General features: G+C 36.9%; 22 protein-coding genes. 17 read left to right on the top strand and 5 right to left on the bottom strand.

Going from position 1 to position 21,412, the window contains the following annotated elements:
* The 14 genes from B0186_RS11600 to B0186_RS01965 all read left to right on the top strand — a co-directional run.
* Positions 1-227, top strand: a 227-nt coding sequence (locus B0186_RS11600; RefSeq protein ID WP_459561962.1) for a DUF4376 domain-containing protein, incomplete at its 5' end; no start/stop codon positions are given.
* Positions 227-493 (top strand): hypothetical protein, encoded by a 267-nt coding sequence (locus B0186_RS02020; RefSeq protein WP_078217734.1) that lies wholly within the window; start codon positions 227-229, stop codon positions 491-493. The genes B0186_RS11600 and B0186_RS02020, both read left to right, overlap by 1 nt.
* A gap of 346 nt (positions 494-839) precedes the next feature.
* Positions 840-1,508, top strand: coding sequence for a hypothetical protein (locus B0186_RS02015; RefSeq protein WP_078217732.1), 669 nt, complete (start codon positions 840-842; stop codon positions 1,506-1,508).
* A gap of 15 nt (positions 1,509-1,523) precedes the next feature.
* Positions 1,524-1,901: a hypothetical protein gene (locus tag B0186_RS02010; protein WP_078217731.1), complete on the top strand. Its 378-nt coding sequence runs from the start codon at positions 1,524-1,526 to the stop codon at positions 1,899-1,901.
* Positions 1,885-3,276 carry a hypothetical protein gene (locus tag B0186_RS02005; RefSeq protein WP_078217729.1) on the top strand — a complete coding sequence of 464 codons (1,392 nt, stop codon included), beginning with the start codon at positions 1,885-1,887 and terminating at the stop codon, positions 3,274-3,276. Before B0186_RS02010 ends, B0186_RS02005 begins: the two co-directional genes overlap by 17 nt.
* 14 nt (positions 3,277-3,290) lie before the next feature.
* On the top strand, positions 3,291-3,827 hold the full coding sequence (locus B0186_RS02000) for a hypothetical protein (protein WP_078217727.1): 537 nt from the start codon (positions 3,291-3,293) through the stop codon (positions 3,825-3,827).
* Positions 3,827-4,273, top strand: coding sequence for a hypothetical protein (locus B0186_RS01995; protein ID WP_078217725.1), 447 nt, complete (start codon positions 3,827-3,829; stop codon positions 4,271-4,273). The genes B0186_RS02000 and B0186_RS01995 overlap by 1 nt, the downstream gene beginning before the upstream one ends.
* 41 nt (positions 4,274-4,314) lie before the next feature.
* Complete coding sequence (locus B0186_RS11595; RefSeq protein WP_158077946.1) at positions 4,315-4,455, top strand: hypothetical protein; 141 nt, start codon at positions 4,315-4,317, stop codon at positions 4,453-4,455.
* Between the two features lie 409 nt (positions 4,456-4,864).
* The gene (locus tag B0186_RS01990; protein ID WP_078217723.1) at positions 4,865-6,424 is read left to right on the top strand and encodes a peptide ABC transporter substrate-binding protein; all 1,560 of its coding nucleotides are present in this window, start codon (positions 4,865-4,867) and stop codon (positions 6,422-6,424) included.
* A 32-nt stretch (positions 6,425-6,456) separates the two neighbouring features.
* Positions 6,457-8,397: an ABC transporter ATP-binding protein gene (locus B0186_RS01985; RefSeq protein WP_078217721.1), complete on the top strand. Its 1,941-nt coding sequence runs from the start codon at positions 6,457-6,459 to the stop codon at positions 8,395-8,397.
* Between the two features lie 141 nt (positions 8,398-8,538).
* A complete protein-coding gene (locus B0186_RS01980; protein WP_078217720.1) occupies positions 8,539-8,748 on the top strand; it encodes a hypothetical protein in 210 nt (69 codons plus the stop codon).
* A gap of 35 nt (positions 8,749-8,783) precedes the next feature.
* A complete protein-coding gene (locus tag B0186_RS01975) occupies positions 8,784-9,005 on the top strand; it encodes a hypothetical protein (RefSeq protein WP_078217718.1) in 222 nt (73 codons plus the stop codon).
* Positions 9,006-9,085: 80 nt separating this feature from the next.
* A complete protein-coding gene (locus B0186_RS01970; protein WP_078217717.1) occupies positions 9,086-9,871 on the top strand; it encodes a hypothetical protein in 786 nt (261 codons plus the stop codon).
* The gene (locus B0186_RS01965) at positions 9,828-11,297 is read left to right on the top strand and encodes an autotransporter family protein (protein ID WP_158077945.1); all 1,470 of its coding nucleotides are present in this window, start codon (positions 9,828-9,830) and stop codon (positions 11,295-11,297) included. Before B0186_RS01970 ends, B0186_RS01965 begins: the two co-directional genes overlap by 44 nt.
* Before the next feature lie 175 nt (positions 11,298-11,472).
* Here the strand turns inward: B0186_RS01965 and B0186_RS01960 are convergent, their stop codons facing one another.
* The 5 genes from B0186_RS01960 to ribA form a co-directional block, all read right to left on the bottom strand.
* The gene (locus B0186_RS01960; RefSeq protein ID WP_078217715.1) at positions 11,473-12,519 is read right to left on the bottom strand and encodes an extracellular solute-binding protein; all 1,047 of its coding nucleotides are present in this window, start codon (positions 12,517-12,519) and stop codon (positions 11,473-11,475) included.
* 148 nt (positions 12,520-12,667) lie between these two features.
* Positions 12,668-13,630, bottom strand: coding sequence for a ferrochelatase (hemH, locus tag B0186_RS01955; RefSeq protein WP_078217713.1), 963 nt, complete (start codon positions 13,628-13,630; stop codon positions 12,668-12,670).
* Between the two features lie 4 nt (positions 13,631-13,634).
* The gene (locus B0186_RS01950; protein WP_078217711.1) at positions 13,635-14,060 is read right to left on the bottom strand and encodes a hotdog fold thioesterase; all 426 of its coding nucleotides are present in this window, start codon (positions 14,058-14,060) and stop codon (positions 13,635-13,637) included.
* Positions 14,061-14,076: 16 nt separating this feature from the next.
* Entirely contained in the window at positions 14,077-17,184 is a 3,108-nt protein-coding gene (ydiJ, locus tag B0186_RS01945; protein ID WP_078217709.1) for a D-2-hydroxyglutarate dehydrogenase YdiJ, read from the bottom strand.
* A gap of 155 nt (positions 17,185-17,339) precedes the next feature.
* Positions 17,340-17,990: a GTP cyclohydrolase II gene (gene ribA / locus B0186_RS01940; protein WP_078217707.1), complete on the bottom strand. Its 651-nt coding sequence runs from the start codon at positions 17,988-17,990 to the stop codon at positions 17,340-17,342.
* Between the two features lie 89 nt (positions 17,991-18,079).
* Between ribA and B0186_RS01935 the strand changes: the two genes are divergently transcribed.
* The 3 genes from B0186_RS01935 to B0186_RS01925 all read left to right on the top strand — a co-directional run bounded on the left by B0186_RS01935 (position 18,080) and on the right by B0186_RS01925 (position 21,384).
* Positions 18,080-18,820, top strand: coding sequence for a phosphatase PAP2 family protein (locus B0186_RS01935; protein WP_078217706.1), 741 nt, complete (start codon positions 18,080-18,082; stop codon positions 18,818-18,820).
* A 37-nt stretch (positions 18,821-18,857) separates the two neighbouring features.
* Entirely contained in the window at positions 18,858-19,775 is a 918-nt protein-coding gene (nagK, locus tag B0186_RS01930; RefSeq protein ID WP_078217705.1) for an N-acetylglucosamine kinase, read from the top strand.
* Between the two features lie 169 nt (positions 19,776-19,944).
* Positions 19,945-21,384 (top strand): alanine/glycine:cation symporter family protein, encoded by a 1,440-nt coding sequence (locus tag B0186_RS01925; protein ID WP_078217703.1) that lies wholly within the window; start codon positions 19,945-19,947, stop codon positions 21,382-21,384.
* The last annotated feature ends 28 nt before the right edge of the window (positions 21,385-21,412 follow it).

Raw genomic sequence — 21,412 nt, 5'->3', positions numbered from 1 at the left:
CAGAATTTGGGACGAGGTCAGGCGATATTGATTGGAAATGTGCGGATAATTCTTTCATCAAAATGAACCGCACTTTGCTTGATGAAATCTTTTTGCAAATGGTTGTCACCGAAAATGCCGACCATATCAACGCAGAAAAGCACAGAATGGCGATGATGAGCGTAGAAAATCCGCTGGAATATGATTATTCAAGCGGTTGGGCGGAAATTTATGAGGAGGGTAAATAATGGATAAGTTTAAGTATTGGCTTTACCATGTTTTAGTTGCTATTGACCAGTTGCTTAATGCCATTACGGGCGGTGCCGCAGATGAAACTTTTTCAAGCCGTTGCTATCGTGGTGCAGTTTTAGCCAAACAGCCTAAAAAGCGTTGGCGATTTTGGTTTCATCTTGTCAATGGTTTGTTTTTTGATAAAAAACATTGTGAAACAGCCTATGAAAGCGAAGTAAAAAGACGACAATATCCGCCTGAGTTTTCTAAGGTTGAGGGTTGAAAAAGAAAGAGTAAGGGCATACAATACAAGAAAGGGACGAACCGAAGTCCGCCCCTTTGGGTTGGTTAAAGTGCTACCAAGCTGGCGAGCTGAAGAATAGCACTATTAACATTATAATGATCATTAGTATGATCTTCATAAGTCTGATCTCCAATCAGAAGTTAAAACCAACTGATCGAGATGTGCCACTACCTGACCCGCCAGTCAGGTAATGACAACACCTGACCAGCCACTAAGTAGTATAACAAAAGCCGCCTAGTACCTCAATGTACGGGCGGTTTTGCTTTATAGGCCATACTGATTTTTTCAGTATGGCTTTTTTATTTCCACAAAAAGAGGATAAACAATGGGTATTTTAAATTCGATGAGTGAAAGTTTAGAGACAACTAAACCAAAAACACAGCTCACACCAAATACAAATACTGGGCAACCTTCAACTATTAACCAGCCAATACCTTCAATGGCACAAAACGTGGCGAATAACCTTAACAGTAATTCATTGTTGATGAAAAGTGCGGAGCAAAAAGGGCAGAGAATAGCAGCACAAAGGGGATTGCAAAATTCCAGTATAGGCGTTGAATCAGCTCAGCGAGCTATGCTTGATGCAGCAATACCGATTGCTCAACAAGATACGCAAAATCAGTTTGCGGCAAATCAAGCTCAGTTAGATCGAGAGCATCAATATAAAACACAAGCAGATATGACAAGACTGAATGCAGAACTTGCTCATAATAATGCAATGAAAGAGTTAGGTGCTCAAGTATCAGCTAACACTATTGGTAAATCTATTGATTATGCGATGCAAATTACCAACAACTTTGATGCACAAATTGCAGGTGTATTAAACAATACTCAAATGAAAGAGGAGGATAAGAAAAAAGCCATAGAACAACTGAAAGCAAGTCGAGATTCGGAATTAAGTTTCATGAGTAAATTCATGCAGAAAATTCCGACTACACAAAAAGATTGGGCAGCATTTCCATCATTGGGTGTGCCTACAATAGCAATGCAATAACAGAGGAGTAAATGTATGTCTTTTTTAAGCAATGCATGGGATACGATCACGGGAGCTTTTTCGCAAGGTAAAAATGCAGGTTGGATTGGTAAAGCTGCTAGTTGGATGGAGCAAAATCAAGCAGCGACAAATTTAATAGGCGGTGTATTACAAGGCGTAGGCGGTTATTTTATGCAGAAAGAAGCTAATAAGGACTTAATGCGTCAACAAAGAGAACTTCTTAATCTGAAAGACGAAATGCAGTCTAAATATTCTGCCGTGCCAGAGGTTGATTCAGGTTATGGCGGCCTTGTGGTAGATGAAGCTCCTAACTTGGCGAATGGCGGTATTTTAACTGAGTTAAAAAAACGTTCAGAGAGAAAGGAGGGGGGAGATTATGGCGTGGGAGTTTGATGGTAATGATTGGACATCTTCATCATCTTCGAATGGATATGACTCATCTGGTGAAAAGGATACAAATAGCCTTAATAACTTAGCTATGGCTATTCATAATGGTTCTTATCGTGGAAAAAATGACTCAAGATGGTCTAAGGGAAGTGATGGATATAGTTCCTTTGGTGGTAAAAGTGGAGGCGGTAGTTATGGAGATAATTATGCCTCTTTTGGTTCTAGGTTTAATACAAAACAGACTATCAGAGGAGCAATACAAAATCATCGAAGTTTATCTGGCGCTCCGACACAATCAAATCCCAAGGCTACAACTCTTACTGGAGAAAATGTTGATGGTAACTTGTTAGCATCATATACAAGTAAAAACAGACCCGATCCAAGAGTATTTAATGATCATCATTCTCAAGCTGCTCGAGAGTTTCAAAATAAATATGGATTTACAGAACCGTCTGAATTAGAAGGCTTTAAGAAAGATAGTTACTCAAATAGAGCTGTTGCAGGTTGGGATAAAAATACCAGAACAACTATTGATGTTGATGTTAATAAATCTTTTCTAGGTACAGGACATTCTTTCGCTGATAGAGGTAAAAACGAACAAGATCGTCATGTAACTTCCTATTTGGATAATATTGACGAAAAAGTAGATAGCAAAAGAATTGGAAATTTTTCTGTAGATGACTATAGAACAGGTTTTATAAAAGGAGAACTTACTAGAGCTAATAATCTTGGAAAAGAAACTCTTCTTAATGGGTTTTCAAATGCTGTGGCAAGCCCTATGGCTAATAAAATATCCATGGCGGTTTTTAATGCAGTTGGCGGTGGAAGCACAGGGATTTTAGGCGGAATGCTTGCGGGAGCAGGAGTTCAAGCCGGTATTTCTTCTGCTACAGAAAAGTTATCTCACTTAGGAAATAATCCTTCTGCTGATGTATCTGCTTTGGATAAGGCATCATTCAGGCACGGATATGAAGATCTTCGACGGAATTTAGATGAGCGTCGTAGTTCATTAGGTAATTTTGCTCATAATGCAGCTGTGACTGCCGCAGCTGTTGGCTCACAAAGCCCTTTTATAGCTACAGGGATTGATGCTGGAATAAATGTTTTGAGGGATGATTTAAATCTAAAAGAATATTTTAGTCGTCATCAGAATATACCTGAGTATGGTAATTACCTTAAAGAAAAAGAAGAAAAAATAGCCAAGGCAGTAGCAGAAGATGCTGAAAGACGAAAATTAGATGGTTCTGGAAGAGAAGATAAAGGCATTCTCAACAGCATGTCTAAACGTCTAAAACCAGCAAAAGAACCGCAACAGCCAACCTTACCTTACTACGCAATTCCCGCATTAACTAATCTTTGGAACAACGTTATCATCAAATAAACAGGAGAACTCACATGGGTATTTTAAACAGCATGGCACAACAAGCTAATTCACAACCACAAATGCAACAACCAACCTCAGCCCAGCCACAAGCAGAACAGGGCGGTAATATGGCTCAAATGTATCAATTCTTAATGCAAAATGCTATGCAAGCGATTTCAGAAACGGCAGAGCAACGTATTCAAGAAAAAGGTCCAGTAGAAGGAACGGCAGATCTGATTGCAACCGCCATGATCGCCAATTTTCAAGCGGCACAACAAAATGGCAAGTCTATACCGCCACAAGTGATGTTACAGGTAGCGAAAGATATTGCAATGCAATTGCTACAACAAATGGGCGTACCAGAAGATCAATTTGATGATGTATTGATTGATGTTTTATTTAAAGCTTTAGATCAGTTTGGTCAGTCAAGTGAGGGCATGTTATCACCTGAAGAAGAACAGCAATATGTTGATATGATCAACAAAATATCCCAGGCTGAACAACAACGCCAAACACAAAAAGGCGGAAATCCAACCGCACCTGAACAAGCACAAATGGGAGGTATGTAATGGGATTTGGAGGAATTTTAGCATCAATCGCTAATGGCTTAGGTGGCGGTATGATCAAAGTGGCTGATGAAGGCTGGAAAAAAGAAGCGGAAGATCGCAAGTACCAATTTTACGCAGATCAAAAAGCATTAGATTGGGAATTTGAGCTAACGAAAATGGATAAAAAACATCAATATGATGTGGATTTATTACGCAAAAAAACAGCAATTTCCCAAGCTGTTGCCAATGCAGCCAATAACAATTCTAAGATGAAAGAGATGGATATATTTAAAGATGCTTTTGGTGCAATAGAAGGCTTAAATCAAGGTATTGCTGAACTCGATGAAAAATTAGCTAATGGCAACTTATCTAAGGAACAGAAAATAGCACTTACGCAACAAAGACAAGGATTAATTGATCAGCGAACACGCATAGCGAATAACGAAAAAAAATATGGGGGAAAGTAAAAAATGGGGATTATGGGGAACAACTTAGAGCTACTCATGCCATGAAAGTGGGAGTTTTTGCGACACCGCCTAAAACAGAAACCCCACAAGCTGCACAAACAGTAATGGAGGTGCCTAGACCTAAACCAAAAGAAAATAAAGATTACTTTTCTCCTTATCCAACTGGATATGGTTTAGACTAAAAACCAACCGCTCTTTAGATTGAATTGAAGGGCGGTTAGCCCTGTAACATTTTTGTGGTAAAAATAAAAGTGTGAAGTAGTTAAGGTGAATTCAGATGATATTCAGGGAGCTGAAATATTTTTTTTGTGGGTTATTATGTGGGATTTTTGTTTGATTTTTTATTAACTAATTGAAAATTAATAATTAAATTATTAAGATCAACTCCCCCCAGCTCCACCAAAAACAATATTCATGAAGTATCATAAAGGGTCAAAACTACTGATTTTAAAGGGGGTTGACCTTTTTTATTGTAAGTCTAATTAGATAGCAAATTTGAGTCATAATCTCATCTTTATACTAATGATTTACCTATTGGCCATGGTAGAAATTCTGTATAATGTGGCAAAATAAATTAACACTCTTACCCAAATGCCATTTAGTCTTTCCTTTCGTTTTTCTTATTTCTCATTGCTAAAAAGTGCGGTGCTTTTTAGTATTTTTTTGCTATTTGCTTGTAATGAACAACAAGATAAATTGAAAATAGAAAATACTCGAGAGCAATCAGAGCAAGTTCAGTCACAAGAAATCGCTAAGCAGCAATTAAATCGAGGCGTTTATACCAATTTTGTACAAGATCCAATCTTGTTGGTCAATGAGGGGCAAGCCGAGTTTTTGCGTGATATTTTTGAGGGATTAACAAGCTATGATACACAAGGTAACGTTATTCCTGCGGTTGCGGAGAGCTGGCAGACGGAAGATAACAAAAATTGGACGTTTGTTTTGCGTGAAGATGCAAAATGGTCTAATGGTGCGAATGTGACAGCGCAAGACTTTGTACAAAGTTGGCAGAATTTAGCTTTGTCTGATAATCCCGCAAAGATTTATCTTCGTTTTATGAATATTAGTAACGCTGAGTCTGTATTAAATAAAACGCTCCCTGTAGATAAATTGGCTATTTTTGCCTTGAATGAACGTCTATTACATATTCAACTGGATAAACCAACGCCGCAATTACCAGCTATGTTGGCACATGCCATTTTATTGCCTAAGAATCTAGCATCAGGCAATGAGCTCATTATGAATGGTGCTTATAAAGTGACTGAGCGTCAAGAAAAACAAATTTTGTTAGAAAAAAATCCTTATTATCGTGAATGGGAAAAGGTTTATTTTGATCAGGTTATGTATAAAGACATTCGCCAAACTCAAACCGAAGAACCTTTAGATTTGGTTCTGAATACCAAATCAAGAGCCGAAAATTTGACTTATTTACCTAAATTATGTGTTTATTTCTATGAATTTAATTTTTCCCATCCTCATTTGAAGAAAAGTGCGGTGCGAAAAGCGTTAATTTCCATGGCTACAATTCCGCAAAATCTTTTTCCTGAACAAATACAGCCAAGCCATTCTTTTTTACCTCACTCATTGCAATTAGAACAAGAAGATGTTTGTGAGCCAACAATTGTGGAAAAATTATTAGCCGAAAGCCGAATTACAGAAAAGGCACCGCTGAAATTTACGCTGACTTATGATCAAAGTGATGTCCAAGAAAAAATTGCCAAAAAACTTATACAAAATTGGGGACAATCTGATTTAATTCGTGTCAGGGCAAATCCTGTTTCAAAAGAGGAGTTATTGAAAAAACGAGTGATGGGCGACTTTGACATTATTCGTTCTGGTTGGTGCGCGGATTATAAAGAACCGTCCAGTTTTTTACTCAATTTTCATTCTATAAGCCTGGATAATAAAATGGGCTACCAAAATCCTCAGGTAGATCAATTATTGGAAAAAGCATTGCAATCTATTGATGAAAAAGAACGTAATAGCTTGTATGTTGAAGTGATAAAAATCTTGCAACAAGATAAAGTTGTTTTACCTATTTTTCAGCCGCTAATGCCTATTTGGCAAAAGAATATTTTAGGCATTGAAAAAAATAATGATACTGGAGTGATATATAGCAAAGATTTATATCGCAATGAAAAAGCAGAATAATACATATTTAACGAAAATATTAAGGAATTATCGTGGCATTAATTAGTTTAACCAATGGTTATCTTTCTTTTAGTGATCATCCTTTATTGGATCATGCAGAATTACATATTGAAGCAGGCGAACGAGTTTGCTTGGTGGGGCGCAATGGGGCAGGTAAATCTACCTTAATGAAAATTTTGGCGCAAGAAGTCATTATGGACGATGGTCGTTTACAATTTGAACGAGATTTAGTGGTTTCTCGATTAGAGCAAGACCCACCAAGACATGCGGAAGGTAATGTTTTTGATTACGTTGCGGAAGGCATTGGACATTTAGCTGATTTATTAAAAGATTATCATCGTATTTCTTTGTTGTTAGAAAAAGAATATAGCGAAACTTTACTTAATCAATTAGCACATATTCAAGCTCAATTAGAACATGCTGGTGGGTGGCAATTTGAAACAAAAATCAAAGAAACTCTAGCGAAATTAGATCTTAATCCAGACACTTTATTGGTTGAGTTGTCTGGTGGCTGGTTGCGCAAAGCAGCTCTTGCTCGAGCTTTAGTTTGTAATCCTGATGTTTTATTACTTGATGAGCCAACAAACCATTTGGATGTAGATGCAATCGAATGGCTTGAGGAGTTTTTACTTACCTTTAGCGGTAGCATTATTTTTATTTCTCATGACCGCTCTTTTATTCGCAAAATGGCAACACGCATAGTGGATTTAGATCGTGGCAAGTTAGTTTCTTATCCGGGAGATTACGATCTTTATTTAACTACTAAAGAAGAGAATTTGCGTGTTGAAGCATTACAAAATGAACTCTTTGATAAAAAGTTAGCGCAAGAAGAAGTTTGGATTAGACAAGGCATTAAAGCGCGCCGAACTAGAAATGAGGGGCGAGTAAGAGCATTAAAAGCTTTGCGTGAGGAGCGTCGTCAACGCAGAGAGGTATTGGGAACCGCTAAATTACAGCTCGATAATTCAAGCCGTTCAGGAAAAATTGTATTTGAATTGGAAAATGTCAGTTATGAAGTGGCAGGGAAGACCTTATTAAAAGATTTTAGCACGACGATTTTACGTGGCGATAAGATTGCTTTAGTGGGAGCAAATGGTTGCGGTAAAACCACTTTTATTAAGTTGTTATTGGGGAAAATTAAGCCCACTGCTGGAACAGTACGTTGTGGCACAAAGTTAGACATTGCTTATTTTGATCAATACCGAGCCGATCTTGACCCAGAAAAAACGGTGATGGACAACGTAGCTGATGGGAAGCAGGATATTGAGGTAAATGGAATTAAGCGCCATGTCCTTGGCTATTTACAAGATTTCCTATTTCCACCTAAACGAGCAATGACACCAGTAAAAGCCCTTTCGGGTGGTGAGCGTAATCGCTTGTTATTAGCCAAATTATTACTTAAACCCAACAATTTGCTCATTCTTGATGAACCCACCAATGATTTAGATGTGGAAACTTTGGAGTTATTAGAAGAATTATTGGCGGATTATCAAGGTACGCTTTTAATTGTCAGCCATGATCGTCAGTTTATTGATAATACAGCAACAGAATGTTACATGTTTGAAGGCAAAGGTGTTTTAAATAAATATGTCGGCGGTTTCTTTGATGCAAAACAGCAACAAGCGAATTACTTTGCTGTTAAAGCAGAAGAACAGGCTAAGCAGAAAAAAGTAAAAGAAGAAGATAAAAGTGCGGTAGTAAATTCGACAGTTTCCAAAGCTGAATATAAAAATCGCCAAGTTAAGTTATCTTATAAAGAGCAACGTGAATTAGAACAATTACCACAGATGCTAGAAGAATTAGAAGAAAAAATTACCGCACTTCAAGGGGAAATTGGCGATGTGAATTTCTTTCAGCAACCTCATGAATATACTTCCACAAAATTGCAAGAATTAGCTGATTTAGAGCAAGAGTTAGAGGCGGCTTTTTTACGTTGGGAGGAGTTGGAAGAGAAAAGGAATTTGGCTGGCTAAGCCTTCATATAACTAGGTATTAGACTTGGTAAATATACTTATAACATGGAATTTGTTAATTAAAGTCATGTAAAGATACCTGTTCAATGTTGCATAATAGAGCAAAATTACATTATTTATTAACAAAAATAAGGAAATCACATGAAAAACAAAGTTTTTAAACTTACCTTTCTTGCAGGTGCTATTAGTACTGCTTTTTCATCTCATCTCTATGCTGAAATTGGCACATCTATCTCAGATAAAATCAATGCAGCTCAAAATGGTGGGAATAATGTTGTAACAGTTATAAATGCGGGGGAGCTAGTGATATACCCTTTGAAGAAACTAGCAATGGAAAAAATCTTTATTTAACTAATAAGGGGAATATTGGTGCTATTAATCCTTATTTGAACTATCATCCTAGAAAACCAAGAGATAACTTTGGTTATACAGAAATATATGTAAGAAATGAGGAAAGTGCTCGAATATCTTCAATCGATCTTCCAGAAAAAACAGCTAAATTTGAATTAGAAAATCATGGTACTTTTGAAACAGGATATTCATATTTCAGTGATAATGCAATGGAAGCTTTTAAGTCTTTTGATAGAAAATTAAAAATGGTCCTTTAGGAAGGATAGATATTCTTGTCAATCATGACAAGACTATACCAGCCAAATTTATTGAAATTGAAAACCAAGGTAACATCAATATGATGAGATTTGATGAAGAAGAACAATCAAGTGTTGATAATGTCGTACCTAACATACAAGAAAGCTCGAAATTAATAAACAATGGCACAATAGAATCATCAACCTTTTATTCATTTAATATGGATGTTGATAACAATGAGGGAGCAAGAATTAATGAGTTATCATTGCGAGTAGCATCTGGAAAAGTTGTTAATAAAGGTATGCTTGACTATCTGAAAATTTCTGATATGACAGAATATATGAATTACAGTGAAAAAGATAGTATAGAGAACCATACTATTGTTCCTTCATATTTGATGCGAAAAGTTCTGCAAGATATATTAGAGAAAACCTCGGATAAAGAATCTGCTAAAACTGTTGATTTGCGAAATATTAATAGCAATGCAGTTATAGCAAGGCTTTTAGGTATCCCTGAAGATAAAGCAGCGGACAGACTACATGAGTTAGCTAAAGAAAAACATAAGGAAATCATGTCTAGATATGGTGAATTTGAGGTTGATTTACGCAGTGGAGAAAGTGGCATCGTACTAATTGATCGTCGGGGAGGATATTCATCTGATTTCGATGTGCCTTATGCAAGGTGGTTTGAGAGAGAAGACATAAAAGCACCAATTACTAAAGTCTTTGTCGATAAAGAGACTAAAATTAATGGAAGTGTATCTACAAAAGGGGCAGATGACACCCTTATTGTTCAAGGTTCTACGAATATTGAAAATAGTAAATTTGTAGGATTTGGTCATCTTGTTGCTCGTTGCTCGCAATGCAGATTGGACTTTATCGGATAAAGATTTTAAATTTGGCAAAACAGTGACTTTTGAAGATGGTCGTATCCATTTAAATAAAAATGGTCAAGTCGGTAACATCACTTCAGGGACTATCACTAATGGTAAAGATGCATTAATTTTAGTTGAAACAGATTATGCATTAAATGGTAATTTTACGAATGAAGGCAATATTCATTTTGTATCAGAGCCAAACTCGCCTGAAGATGATACGAAGAAAAATTTAACTATCAATGGTAATTATAGCGGTAATGGTGCAATTAAAATGCGTGTTAACGTAGAGAAATCCCCGATTACCAATGATAAAGTGATAATTTCCGAAACTGCTACAGGTAATACTAAAATCGAATTGGCAAATGGCCCTGTGGGCTTAAAAGTACGCACTAGAGAGAAAGCGACTTTAGTTGAAGCAAAAGCAGAAGGATCGAATAAAAATGCCTTTAGCTTAGAAAAAAGTTCATTTGGACCTTATAGATATTTACTTTCTACGGTCAATGAAAATGGCAAAATCAAATGGGTGTTAGAGCAACGATTCATTGGTGGTGGCGTTGGCAATATTGTGAGCGCACTTTCTAACAGTCAGCAACTCTTTGCGCATACTTATTATGACCGAACAGGTGCTGCTAAAAATGACCAAGGGGTATGGGTACGTTTAGGGCATCAAAGAAAAGAAAGTCAAATCGGTAGCTCTGACTCAACTATTACAAGTAACTCCACATTAAGCCACTTACAAATTGGTTATGATATTGGCAGTTTTGCTTTTAAAAATGGACAGCTAAGCTATGGTGCTTATGTTAATTACGGTACAGATAACACCAAAACACAGTTTATTGGTGAGAGTGAAAAGAACCGTAGTAAATTAAAAGGCTATGGCTTAGGCTTATATTCAAGCTATGTGAAAGACAATTGGTATTTAGATGGTTGGTTGAGTTATAACAAATTTAGCAACAAATTATTTACTGAGGAAGGCATCAATAAATATGATATGAAGGCTTTACAAGCCTCTGCTGAATTAGGCTATCAATACAATATTCCTGTAGGTAGCCAGCAATTAGCGATTAAACCACAATGGCAGCTAATTTATACTTATATTCCTAATTTTGATGTAGCAGGATTTGATGGATTAAAAGCTGAAAATCGTCATTATTTAACTTCTCGCTTAGGTGTACGTTTGAATTTGGAAACAGCTTATCAATTTAAACCTTTTGTTGAATTAAATTGGATTTACAACATGAAGGACACCGCGATTAATTTAGAAGATGAGAAATTCAAATTAGAAGGTAATCGTCATCTGAAAGAAGTTAAAGTTGGTTTTGAACGTTTAGGATTAGCTAAAAATGCGTATTTATGGGGACAAGTGCTAGGACGTTTTGGTACTGATAAATACAGAGAATATGCTGTTCAAGCTGGGATTAGCTATCAGTTCTAAACTGAGCAACATATCTAATATCTTGTACATTTAATAAAATTAATCTGCACTTAAAGAAGAAATTTAAGTGCAGATTTTTTATGGATTTTTGAAAAATGCTGAAAAAAAGACCGCTCTTTTTTATTTATCATTTAAGAAAAAATCATATCAATATGATTAATCAGCATTTTACGGCTTACTGCATATTCTTCAATTTTTGATAATAAGCCTCGTAAAGCTCTACTGCATCGCCAACATCAACTTGCCATTGTCCTTTCTCTAACACTTCTTTGGGTATAAAAATAGCAGGATCTTCAGTTAACTCTTTTGGTAACCGCTCACGAGCTTTGATGTTCGATGTAGGATATCCAATTGCTAGAGTTAATTTTTCGGAAACATCAGCACTTAGCAAATAGTTAATTAGCTTATAGGCTGCCTCAACATTTTTTGCTGTTTTTGGAATAGCTAAGTTATCAATCCAGAAAACTGTCCCTTCTTTAGGATAAATAATATCGACTGGTACTCCCTCATTTTTGGCTACACGAACAGAACCATTCCAAAGTAATCCAACGTCTATTTCACCTGTGACAAAGGCACCAGCTGGATTATCGGAGTTGAAAGCTAAAATATTTGGGCGTAATTTTAATAGCTCTTGGTAGGCTTGTTCTAAAACTTTTGGCTCTTGGGTATTTGGATCTTGACCCATTTTTAGCAGTGCGATACTAAATAATTCTCTAGGATCATCAAAAACTTGTAATTTGTTAGCAAATTCTGGTTTCCATAAATCCGCCCAAGATTGAAGTTTATTCGGATCTTGCGTGTCTGTATTGTATCCGATACCTGTAGCGCCAAAGAGCTGTGGTAGAGAGTATTTGTTACCTTTATCGAAAGGTCTATCCATCATATCTGGATCAAGTTCTTTTATGACAGGGAGTTTGCTATGCTCTAACTCTTTTAGCATCCCTTCTCTTGCCATTTTAGATACAAAATAACTTGTTGGTGCAATAACATCATATCCGCTATTCGAGCCTAATGTTTTTAACTTTGCGTACATGGTTTCGTTAGATTCTAGGCTTGATGATATGACCTTGATGCCTGTTTCTTTGGTGAAGTTTTCTAATAATCCTTCAGGGACATATTCACTCCATGTATAGAGATATACAGTGGTATCGTTTGCATTTGCAGCTTGACTAGCAGCAAGCAACACAAGATTAGCTAAAGCAATTTTAGTTAATTTTTTCATCTCAATTTCCTTTGAGTTGAGAGGTAAAAAGATAGACCAGCAAATTAGGCTGGTAGTGATATGCCGAATGGATACGGACGGGGCATTGTAAGATCAATGTTTTTAGATGTAAATAGAGCCGGTTAAGGCCCTATGTTGTAAGAAGGATTTATAATCTGTTTAAGATTAAATTGCTCATCATTTCAATATGTTGTATCTCAGCATTAAGTGCGGGGATATATTGAAAAGATTTTCCACCATGAGAAAGGAAAATTTCTCGATTTTCTTCATCAATTTCCTCAATCGTTTCTAAACAATCCACTGAAAATCCGGGACAAACTACCGCAACTTTTTGAACCCCTTGTTCACGACAAATATTTTCTAACACTTTATCTGTATAAGGTTGTAGCCATTCTTCACGGCCAAATCTTGATTGGAATGTCATTTGCCATTGATTTTCACTTAATCCTAAGCGATCTACGACCGCCAAAACGGTTTCTCGGCAATGTTGGCGATAATAATCACCATTATTTTCATAGCGCAAAGGTATGCCATGAAAAGAAAAAATTAAATATTCATCGGGTTTATGCTTAGCCTTAATACTATCTACTAAAGCATTAATATAATCTTCATGTAAATGGTATGAATGAATAAATTGGAAAGGCACTATATTGCGTTGTTTTTTTAAGGCCTGGGCAAAAGCGTCAAACACCGCTGCTGTTGTTGTACTACTATATTGTGGGAAAAGCGGTAATAAGATAATTTCATCAACTTGCTTTTCTAATAGTTTTTCCACCGCACTTTCCATAGATGGATTGCCGTAAGTCATGGCGATTTCCACACAAGCATTAATTTGTTGATTATCCAAATGTGCTTGGAGAGCTTGTTTTTGCTGATTGGAAATCACTAATAGAGGAGAGCCCTCATCAGTCCAAACGGATTTATAGGTTTGCGCAACTCGAGCGGAACGGCGTGGCAAAATAATGCCTTTTAATAGGGGATACCAACGCCATTTGGGTAAATCTACTACACGAGGATCTGTTAAAAATTGCCACAAATAGCGAGATAATGCTTTAGCCGTTGGTTCATCTGGTGTGCCTAAATTGGCAAGAATAATACCTAGTTTTTTCATTATGTTAGTTGTTAATGGTGATAACGCTTAATGTTAATCTCGAACTACAACAAATTTTCTGCTCTTCATCATAGAGGTTTATTTGCCAAACGTGGAGATTTTTCCCTAAACGTATTGGCGTGGCTCTTGCGGTTACTTTTCCTTTTGTTACTGGTCGTAAATGGCTTGCATTAATTTCTGCGCCAAGAACTGCTTGATCTTCATCTACACAGCAAAAACCCGCAGCGGAACCAACGGTTTCGGCTAGTGCACAAGAGATACCGCCATGCAAATATCCCATAGGTTGAGTTGTTCTGTGATCGATAGGCATTGTTGCTTCCAGCCAATCATCGCCTTGAGCACTGAATTCGATACCTAAATGTGCTACAGCACAATTGGCAGCAAAGTCGTTGAGCTGGGCTAAAGTATAGTTTTTTTTCCAAATTTTCATAAAAGGTTCTTTCTATTTAAATAATTGATAATAAGGCTTGAATTGGGTGTTTCGGTTGCCAATGTGCCATGCGTTTAATTTGGCTACGACAAGAATAGCCAGTAGCTAAGCAATGTTCAGGATTTTTTCCTTGTAATTTTTTAGCCCAAGATAAGTGGTAAATCTCTTTGGACATTTCTATATTATTCGTTTCATGTCCAAAGGTTCCTGCCATTCCGCAACAACCCACGTTCTCTGTTTGTAAATCTTGGCCAAAAGCGGAGAAGATTTGTTGCCATTCTTTTGGACTGTTTGGCATTGCGCTACTTTCTGTACAATGAGGGAATAAATGCCATTTTTGTGCTTTTTCTTCCCCAACATCTGCCTCAAAAGTGCGGTCATTTTTTTGCATAATTTGTGTAAGTTGTTGTGCTAATTTTCCAGCATTCAATTCTTGCGTTAGCCACTCATGTGCAGTGATGACTTTAAAATCCCCTCTCTCGTTGCCGAGAATTTCTTTATATTCATCACGATAAGAAAGAACAATAGCAGGATCAACACCGACTAAGGATAAACCCAGTTTACTCACTCTGTTAAGGAAATCCGCTTGATTTTTCGCTGTCTTGGCAAATCGTTTTAGGAAACCTTTAACATGCATGGCTTTGCCATTTGGTTTGAAAGGTAGAACAATGGCTTTGTAGCCGAGTTTCTGACAAAGCGCCACAAAGTCTGCAACAACTTTTGCATCATAAAAAGTGGTAAAAGGATCTTGCACCACCAATAAAATATTCTCTTTTTCTACCGCACTTAACTTTTCTAATTCCTCCAAGGAATAACCTTGATAACCAATTTCCACTAATTGTTGCTGTAAAGTGGGTACAGAGAGCAATGGCAAATCTGTCATACCTAGCAAATTTTCTGCTAAAGGTTGTGTCATTTTTGCTGCGGTGAAGAAGTTAAAGAATTTTGGTGCTTTTGCCATGAAAGGTGCGACCATTTCTACATTAGCAACTACATAATCTTTCAATGGGCGCAAATAGCGATTGTGATAAAAGTAGAAAAATTTAGCACGGAAACTAGGCACATCAATTTTTATTGGGCATTGGCTTGCACAAGCCTTGCAAGCTAAACAAGTGTTCATTGCCTCTTTTACTTCATGAGAGAAATCGTATTCACCCCGAGTTTTTGCAATAAAATTGCGAATTTTATGGACAAAATCTGTCAGTTTTACTTCTGTTTTACGAAAATCTAATTGTTCAGGCGTAATATTTTCATTTGCCATTAAGCGCAACCATTCACGAATAATTGCAGCTCGTCCTTTTGGCGAATAGAGGCGATTTTTGCTTACTTTCATTGAAGGGCACATAGTGCTATTCACATCGAAGTTAAAACATAACCCATTTCCATTGCAGTTCATTGCACCCGAAAATTCTTCGCGCACTTGGATTGGAGTTTGGCGATCTTGGTCGGCACGCATTGGCGATAAAATAGAATAGAGTTCTTGTTCAGAGTGAAGTGCGGTACAAATTTTTCCCGGATTTAAGCGGTTGTTTGGATCGAATAGAAATTTAATGTAGCGTAACTCTTGCCATAATTCTGGCGTAAAGAATTTCTCACCATATTGCGAACGCATACCTTTGCCATGTTCACCCCAGATTAAACCACCATATTTTTTGGTTAACTCAGCCACTTGATCTGAAATAGTTTTGAACAGCAAAACTTGTTCTTTATCACATAAATCTAGAGCTGGGCGGACATGCAAAACACCAGCATCAACATGCCCAAACATACCGTAATCTAGGTTATGTTTGTCTAATAATTGGCGAAACTCACTAATATAGTCAGCCAAATTTTCAGGCGGAACACAACTGTCTTCTACAAAAGGAATTGGTTTGGCACTGCCTTTAGCATTACCTAACAAGCCCACGGCTTTTTTGCGCATTGCGTAAATTCGTTCGATGGAAGGTAAGTCTGAGCAAATTTGATAACCAATAATATTATCTTGCTGTTGCACAATTTTATCTTCTAATAATTGACATAAGTGAGCCACTTGTCTTTGAATTAAGTTTGCATTATTCCCCGCATATTCAACGATATTTAAGCCTAAAATTGGGTTTTCTTGTTCTTCTGTTAGTAATTCATGGACAGAATGCCAAATAATATCTTGTTTGGCTAAGTTGAGCACTTTGCTATCAATGGTTTCAACGGATAGTGCATCTGCGGCTAACATAAAAGGTGCATTGCGTAATGCAGCATCAAAAGAACTATATTTAATATTGATTAACGTGCGGTATTGTGGGATAGGTGTTAAATTTAAAACCGCTTCGCTGATAAAAGCTAATGAACCTTCAGAGCCAGTTAAAATGCGACTTAGATTAAATTCACTTTGATCTTTGTTAAATACATTTTTTAAATCATAGCCTGTTAAAAAACGGTTTAGCTGAGGTAAATCATTAATGATTTGTGAGCGCTTTTGCTGGCAACGCTGAAACACCTCTTGGTGCAGTTTTTGGCTAGTTGCGGATAAATGTTGAATGTTTTGTGAAAATCCTGCAGATTTCACCGCACTTGTTTCTAAAATCTCTCCATTCATCAAAACAGATTTAAGTCCTAATACATGATCTGAGGTTTTTCCATATTTTAATGAACCTTGTCCAGATGCATCAGTATTAATCATGCCGCCAATCGTTGCTCGATTGCTGGTAGAAAGCTCAGGCGAAAAAAACAAGCCATAAGGCTTTAAAAATTGATTGAGCTGATCTTTAACCACGCCAGCTTGTACTCGAACCCAACGTTGTTCTACATTGAGTTCCAAGATTTTTGTCATGTGGCGAGAGAGATCCACAATAATATTATGGTTGATTGATTGACCATTAGTTCCAGTACCTCCACCTCTTGGCGTAAAAGTGAGCGATTGGAAATCTACCTGTTGTGCAAGCTTAGTAATACGCACAATATCTGCTGTCGTTTTAGGAAATAAAATCGCTTGTGGAAGTTGTTGATACACGCTGTTATCAGTTGCAAGGGTTAAGCGGTCAGCGTAATTTGTTGCTATATCGCCTTCAAAATGCTGCGTTTTTAATTTTTCTAGATAGGCAGACACTAAAGGATCAAGCTGGGGAATATCTTTTAATCTAGGGAGCATTATCTTACCTGTATTTATAGATTGTTGTGTTGGCTCAAAAATACAACGAATTCTAACACAGGATCAAGCAAGAAAGGGTTAAAGGAAAAAATAAATTATTGAAGAAATGAGCAAAAAATAGGTCGGCAAAACCGACCTACGAGAATGATGAAATCTTATTTTTCTGGTACTTCTTCTTGACAATGTGGGCAAGTCATTAAATGTTGTTCGTTATTATGTACGATAAAATGCCCCATTTTTTTCGCTTTTGTATCTAAGTATTCTGTATTGTAGCGATTTTCGCCTACATTTAATGGTACACGCTCGACAATATTGATTCCAGATTTTTTCATTGTTTCGATTTTATTTGGATTATTCGTGAGTAAGCGCACTTGTTTTACTCCTAATAATTCAAAAATATCTGCACAAACTGAAAAATTACGCTCATCAGCGGCAAAGCCTAACGCAAGGTTGGCTTCAATTGTATCTAATCCTTGGTCTTGTAAAGAATAAGCGCGAATTTTATTAATTAAGCCGATGCCACGGCCTTCTTCACGATGATAAATTAACACGCCACGTCCTTCTTGGCTGATTTGGCGTAATGCGGTGGCAAGTTGAAAGCCACAATCGCATTTTAAACTATGTAGGGCATCGCCAGTTAAGCATTCTGAATGAATACGTGCAAGGACAGGTTTATCATCATTTATATCGCCCATCACAAGCGCAACATGTTCTTTTTTGGTATCGGGGAATTCAAAGCCGACAATACGAAAAATACCAAACTCTGTTGGTAATTTAGCCTCAGTAACTAACTGAATTTTGGACATAATAAAGTACCTATTTATTTTTAGCTTTTTATGGCTTGATAATGTTAAAATGTGCGACCTAATATAAGTCCATTTTCTGAGTTATCAAGATGTTAAAACGGTTGTCATTATATACCTTATTACTTTGCTTTGTACCAATTTTTACCTACTTAATTAATTGGCAATGGCAAGCAAATGCAATTATGCCTTCCTTTGATTATTTTTTATATTTATTGACAGAAACAGGTAGCGCACCTTATGCACTCGGTACTTGCGTTATTTTTGCGCTCTTCTATTTTCTTGCTATTAAAGATAAAAAGCAGGCGATATGGGCAATTCTGATTATGGCTTTTTCTGTTGCCTTAACGCAGGGGATAAAGAGCGGTTTAAAAACAGCCTTTGCTGAGCCACGTCCTTTTGTACAAGAAATGGCACAAAATTCAGCCATTACGACTGATGATTTTTATGGTCAAAAACGCCCAGAACGTAAAAAAATGGTGTATCAATATTATCAAGAAACGTCCCAAAAACAGACCGCACCTGAGTGGTTGGTAGATCATTATGCTCATGAAACGGGTTATTCTTTTCCTTCAGGTCATACTATGTTTGCAGCAACTTGGTTGTTATTAGCTGTTGGATTTGCGCAGTTGCTTGGTAAACATAATCCAAAAGTTAAAGTGCTTGTACCTATAGTGGCAATTTGGGCTCTGTTAATGTTGATAAGTCGATTACGCTTAGGAATGCATTATCCCATTGATTTATTCATTTCTACCTTAATCTCTTGGCTTGTGCATATTTTTATATTTACTCTCTTGCAAAGAAAATATCTTTTTGCAGTTGAGAATCGATAAAAGTGCGGTTGGAATTTCTTTATATTAGGAGGACATTATGTATTACGGATTTGATATTGGCGGTACAAAAATTGAAATAGCAGTTTTTGATGAGAATTTAGAAAAACTCTATTCTGAAAGGGTAGATACGCCAAAAGAAAGCTATGATGAATGGCTAAATGCTATTGTACATTTAGTAGAAAAAGCTGATGCAAAATTTGCTTGTAAAGGTACTGTAGGCTTAGGTGTTCCAGGATTTGTTAATCAAGAAACGGGCATTGCAGAAATTACCAATATTCGTGTAGCAGATAATAAGCCGATTTTGAAAGATTTATCAGCGCGCTTAGGTAGAGAAGTGCGTGCGGAAAATGATGCGAACTGTTTTGCGTTATCAGAGGCTTGGGATAAGGATAACCAGCAATATCCTTTGGTACTGGGGTTGATCTTAGGTACAGGCTTTGGCGGCGGTTTAGTATTTAATGGCAAGGTTCATTCAGGCCAAACGGGTATGGCGGGCGAATTAGGACATTTACAACTGAACTATCACGCATTGAAATTATTAGGTTGGGATAAAGCACCGATCTACGAGTGTGGTTGTGGAAATAAAGCTTGTTTAGATACTTACTTATCTGGACGCGGTTTCGAGATGTTATATCGTGATCTACAAGGAGAAACCTTATCTGCTAAAGAAATTATTCAGCGTTTTTATAATAAAGATGAAAGTGCGGTCAAATTTGTCGAAATTTTTGTTGAGCTTTGCGCTATTTCCATAGGTAATATTATTACCGCGCTTGATCCTCATGTGATTGTATTGGGTGGTGGTTTATCTAACTTTGATTATTTATACGAGGCACTACCGAAAGCATTACCTGCACATTTAATGCGTACTGCTAAAGTACCACAGATTAAAAAAGCAAAATTTGGCGATTCTGGTGGTGTACGAGGTGCAGCAGCGCTCTTTTTATCAAGAGAGTAGCAATTATGTTAAAAGGGCGGTACCGCCCTTATTTTTTATCTAATTAATTTTCTTTAAATTAGATTTTTTCTAATTGTTATAACTTTATTTTATCTTTTTATTATTTTTATTTTTATTTTTTTAATATTTGTATTTTAATTCTAGTGTTTTAATTTATAGGAGAGAATTTATGTTTGCAAATATAGTGTCAAGTATCGAGCAAGCTTTAGTATGGTTTGTGGATACTTTCGATGGTCCCCTGTGGGATTTAACTATTATTACTTTACTTGGTGTAGGTGTGTTTTTTACTGTTGCCACAGGGGTTATCCAGCTACGTCTATTGCCACAAAGTTTGCGTGAAATGTGGTTTGGACGTGCAGTACAAGGACAATCCTTAACGCCATTTCAGGCATTTACTACTGGCTTAGCAAGCCGAGTTGGTGTAGGTAATATTGGTGGTGTTGCAACTGCTATTGCTATTGGCGGAGAAGGTGCAGTTTTCTGGATGTGGGTTACAGCTTTGATTGGTATGTCGAGTGCTTTTGCTGAGTCTTCTTTAGCTCAGTTATTTAAAGTAAAAGACAAAAATGGTCTGTTTCGTGGTGGTCCAGCTTATTATATTACTAGAGGATTGAAAGCACCCTGGTTAGCGGTATGCTTTGCGATTGCTTTAATATTTACCTTTGGTTTTGCTTTTAATGCTGTGCAATCGAATGCTATTGTTGAAGCAACTAAAAATGCTTGGGAATGGGAACCGCACTATGTAGGTTTATCATTAGTGGTTGTGACTGGTGTGATTATTTTTGGTGGGGTAAAACGTATCGGTAAAGTTTCTTCACAGATTGTTCCGATGATGGCGTTGTTTTATCTCATTATTGCAGTCATTATTTTGGGCATGAATATTGAAATGGTGCCTACAGTGCTTAGCCGTATTGTACATAGTGCATTTAACTTTGAGGCGATGGCTGGTGGAATGTTCGGTGCTATTTTCTCTAAAGCAATGCTAATGGGAATTAAACGTGGACTTTTCTCCAATGAAGCTGGTATGGGTTCTGCGCCGAATGCTGCCGCTTCAGCAGATGTGAAGCACCCCGCAAGTCAAGGGTTAATCCAAATGCTTGGTGTGTTTGTAGATACGATTATTGTATGTACTTGTACCGCGGTGATTATTTTGTTATCAGATAATTATGGTGGTGAACAGCTGAAAAGCATTTCATTGACTCAGTATGCTTTACAGTACCACGTGGGCGAATTTGGCTTACATTTCCTCGCCTTCATCTTATTGTTATTCGCATTTTCTTCTATCATTGGAAACTATGCGTATGCAGAAAGCAATATTCGTTTTATTCGTAACAAACCATTATTTATTTTAATTTTCCGTTTGATCGTATTGTTCTTTGTGTATTTTGGTGCGGTAAATTCAGGGAATGTGGTCTGGAACTTTGCTGATACAGTCATGGCGATTATGGCATTAATTAACCTTGTGTCTATTGTGTTATTAGCGCCAATCGTAATGTTGTTACTAAAAGATTATCGCCAACAGCTGAAAGAGGGTAAAGAGCCTGAATTTAAGATTGAACAATATCCTCAGTTACTCAAAAAAGGTATTGATCCAAGACTTTGGAAATAATTAGGTTTTGATTTTTTAGTAATAAAAA

This window comes from Canicola haemoglobinophilus, assembly GCF_002015075.1.
Classification (GTDB): domain Bacteria; phylum Pseudomonadota; class Gammaproteobacteria; order Enterobacterales; family Pasteurellaceae; genus Canicola; species Canicola haemoglobinophilus.
This window is presented reverse-complemented; position numbering and strand designations above follow the sequence as displayed.

Excerpts from the sequence above, each read along its gene's own strand:
- B0186_RS02020 (WP_078217734.1), top strand. The coding sequence starts at position 227 with ATGGATAAGTTTAAGTATTGGCTTTACCATGTTTTAGTTGCTATTGAC.
- B0186_RS02015 (WP_078217732.1), top strand. The coding sequence starts at position 840 with ATGGGTATTTTAAATTCGATGAGTGAAAGTTTAGAGACAACTAAACCA.
- B0186_RS02010 (WP_078217731.1), top strand. The coding sequence starts at position 1,524 with ATGTCTTTTTTAAGCAATGCATGGGATACGATCACGGGAGCTTTTTCG.
- B0186_RS02005 (WP_078217729.1), top strand. The coding sequence starts at position 1,885 with ATGGCGTGGGAGTTTGATGGTAATGATTGGACATCTTCATCATCTTCG.
- B0186_RS02000 (WP_078217727.1), top strand. The coding sequence starts at position 3,291 with ATGGGTATTTTAAACAGCATGGCACAACAAGCTAATTCACAACCACAA.
- B0186_RS01995 (WP_078217725.1), top strand. The coding sequence starts at position 3,827 with ATGGGATTTGGAGGAATTTTAGCATCAATCGCTAATGGCTTAGGTGGC.
- B0186_RS11595 (WP_158077946.1), top strand. The coding sequence starts at position 4,315 with ATGAAAGTGGGAGTTTTTGCGACACCGCCTAAAACAGAAACCCCACAA.
- B0186_RS01990 (WP_078217723.1), top strand. The coding sequence starts at position 4,865 with ATGCCATTTAGTCTTTCCTTTCGTTTTTCTTATTTCTCATTGCTAAAA.
- B0186_RS01980 (WP_078217720.1), top strand. The coding sequence starts at position 8,539 with ATGAAAAACAAAGTTTTTAAACTTACCTTTCTTGCAGGTGCTATTAGT.
- B0186_RS01970 (WP_078217717.1), top strand. The coding sequence starts at position 9,086 with ATGATGAGATTTGATGAAGAAGAACAATCAAGTGTTGATAATGTCGTA.
- B0186_RS01960 (WP_078217715.1), bottom strand. The coding sequence starts at position 12,519 with ATGAAAAAATTAACTAAAATTGCTTTAGCTAATCTTGTGTTGCTTGCT.
- hemH (WP_078217713.1), bottom strand. The coding sequence starts at position 13,630 with ATGAAAAAACTAGGTATTATTCTTGCCAATTTAGGCACACCAGATGAA.
- B0186_RS01950 (WP_078217711.1), bottom strand. The coding sequence starts at position 14,060 with ATGAAAATTTGGAAAAAAAACTATACTTTAGCCCAGCTCAACGACTTT.
- ydiJ (WP_078217709.1), bottom strand. The coding sequence starts at position 17,184 with ATGCTCCCTAGATTAAAAGATATTCCCCAGCTTGATCCTTTAGTGTCT.
- ribA (WP_078217707.1), bottom strand. The coding sequence starts at position 17,990 with ATGTCCAAAATTCAGTTAGTTACTGAGGCTAAATTACCAACAGAGTTT.
- B0186_RS01935 (WP_078217706.1), top strand. The coding sequence starts at position 18,080 with ATGTTAAAACGGTTGTCATTATATACCTTATTACTTTGCTTTGTACCA.
- nagK (WP_078217705.1), top strand. The coding sequence starts at position 18,858 with ATGTATTACGGATTTGATATTGGCGGTACAAAAATTGAAATAGCAGTT.
- B0186_RS01925 (WP_078217703.1), top strand. The coding sequence starts at position 19,945 with ATGTTTGCAAATATAGTGTCAAGTATCGAGCAAGCTTTAGTATGGTTT.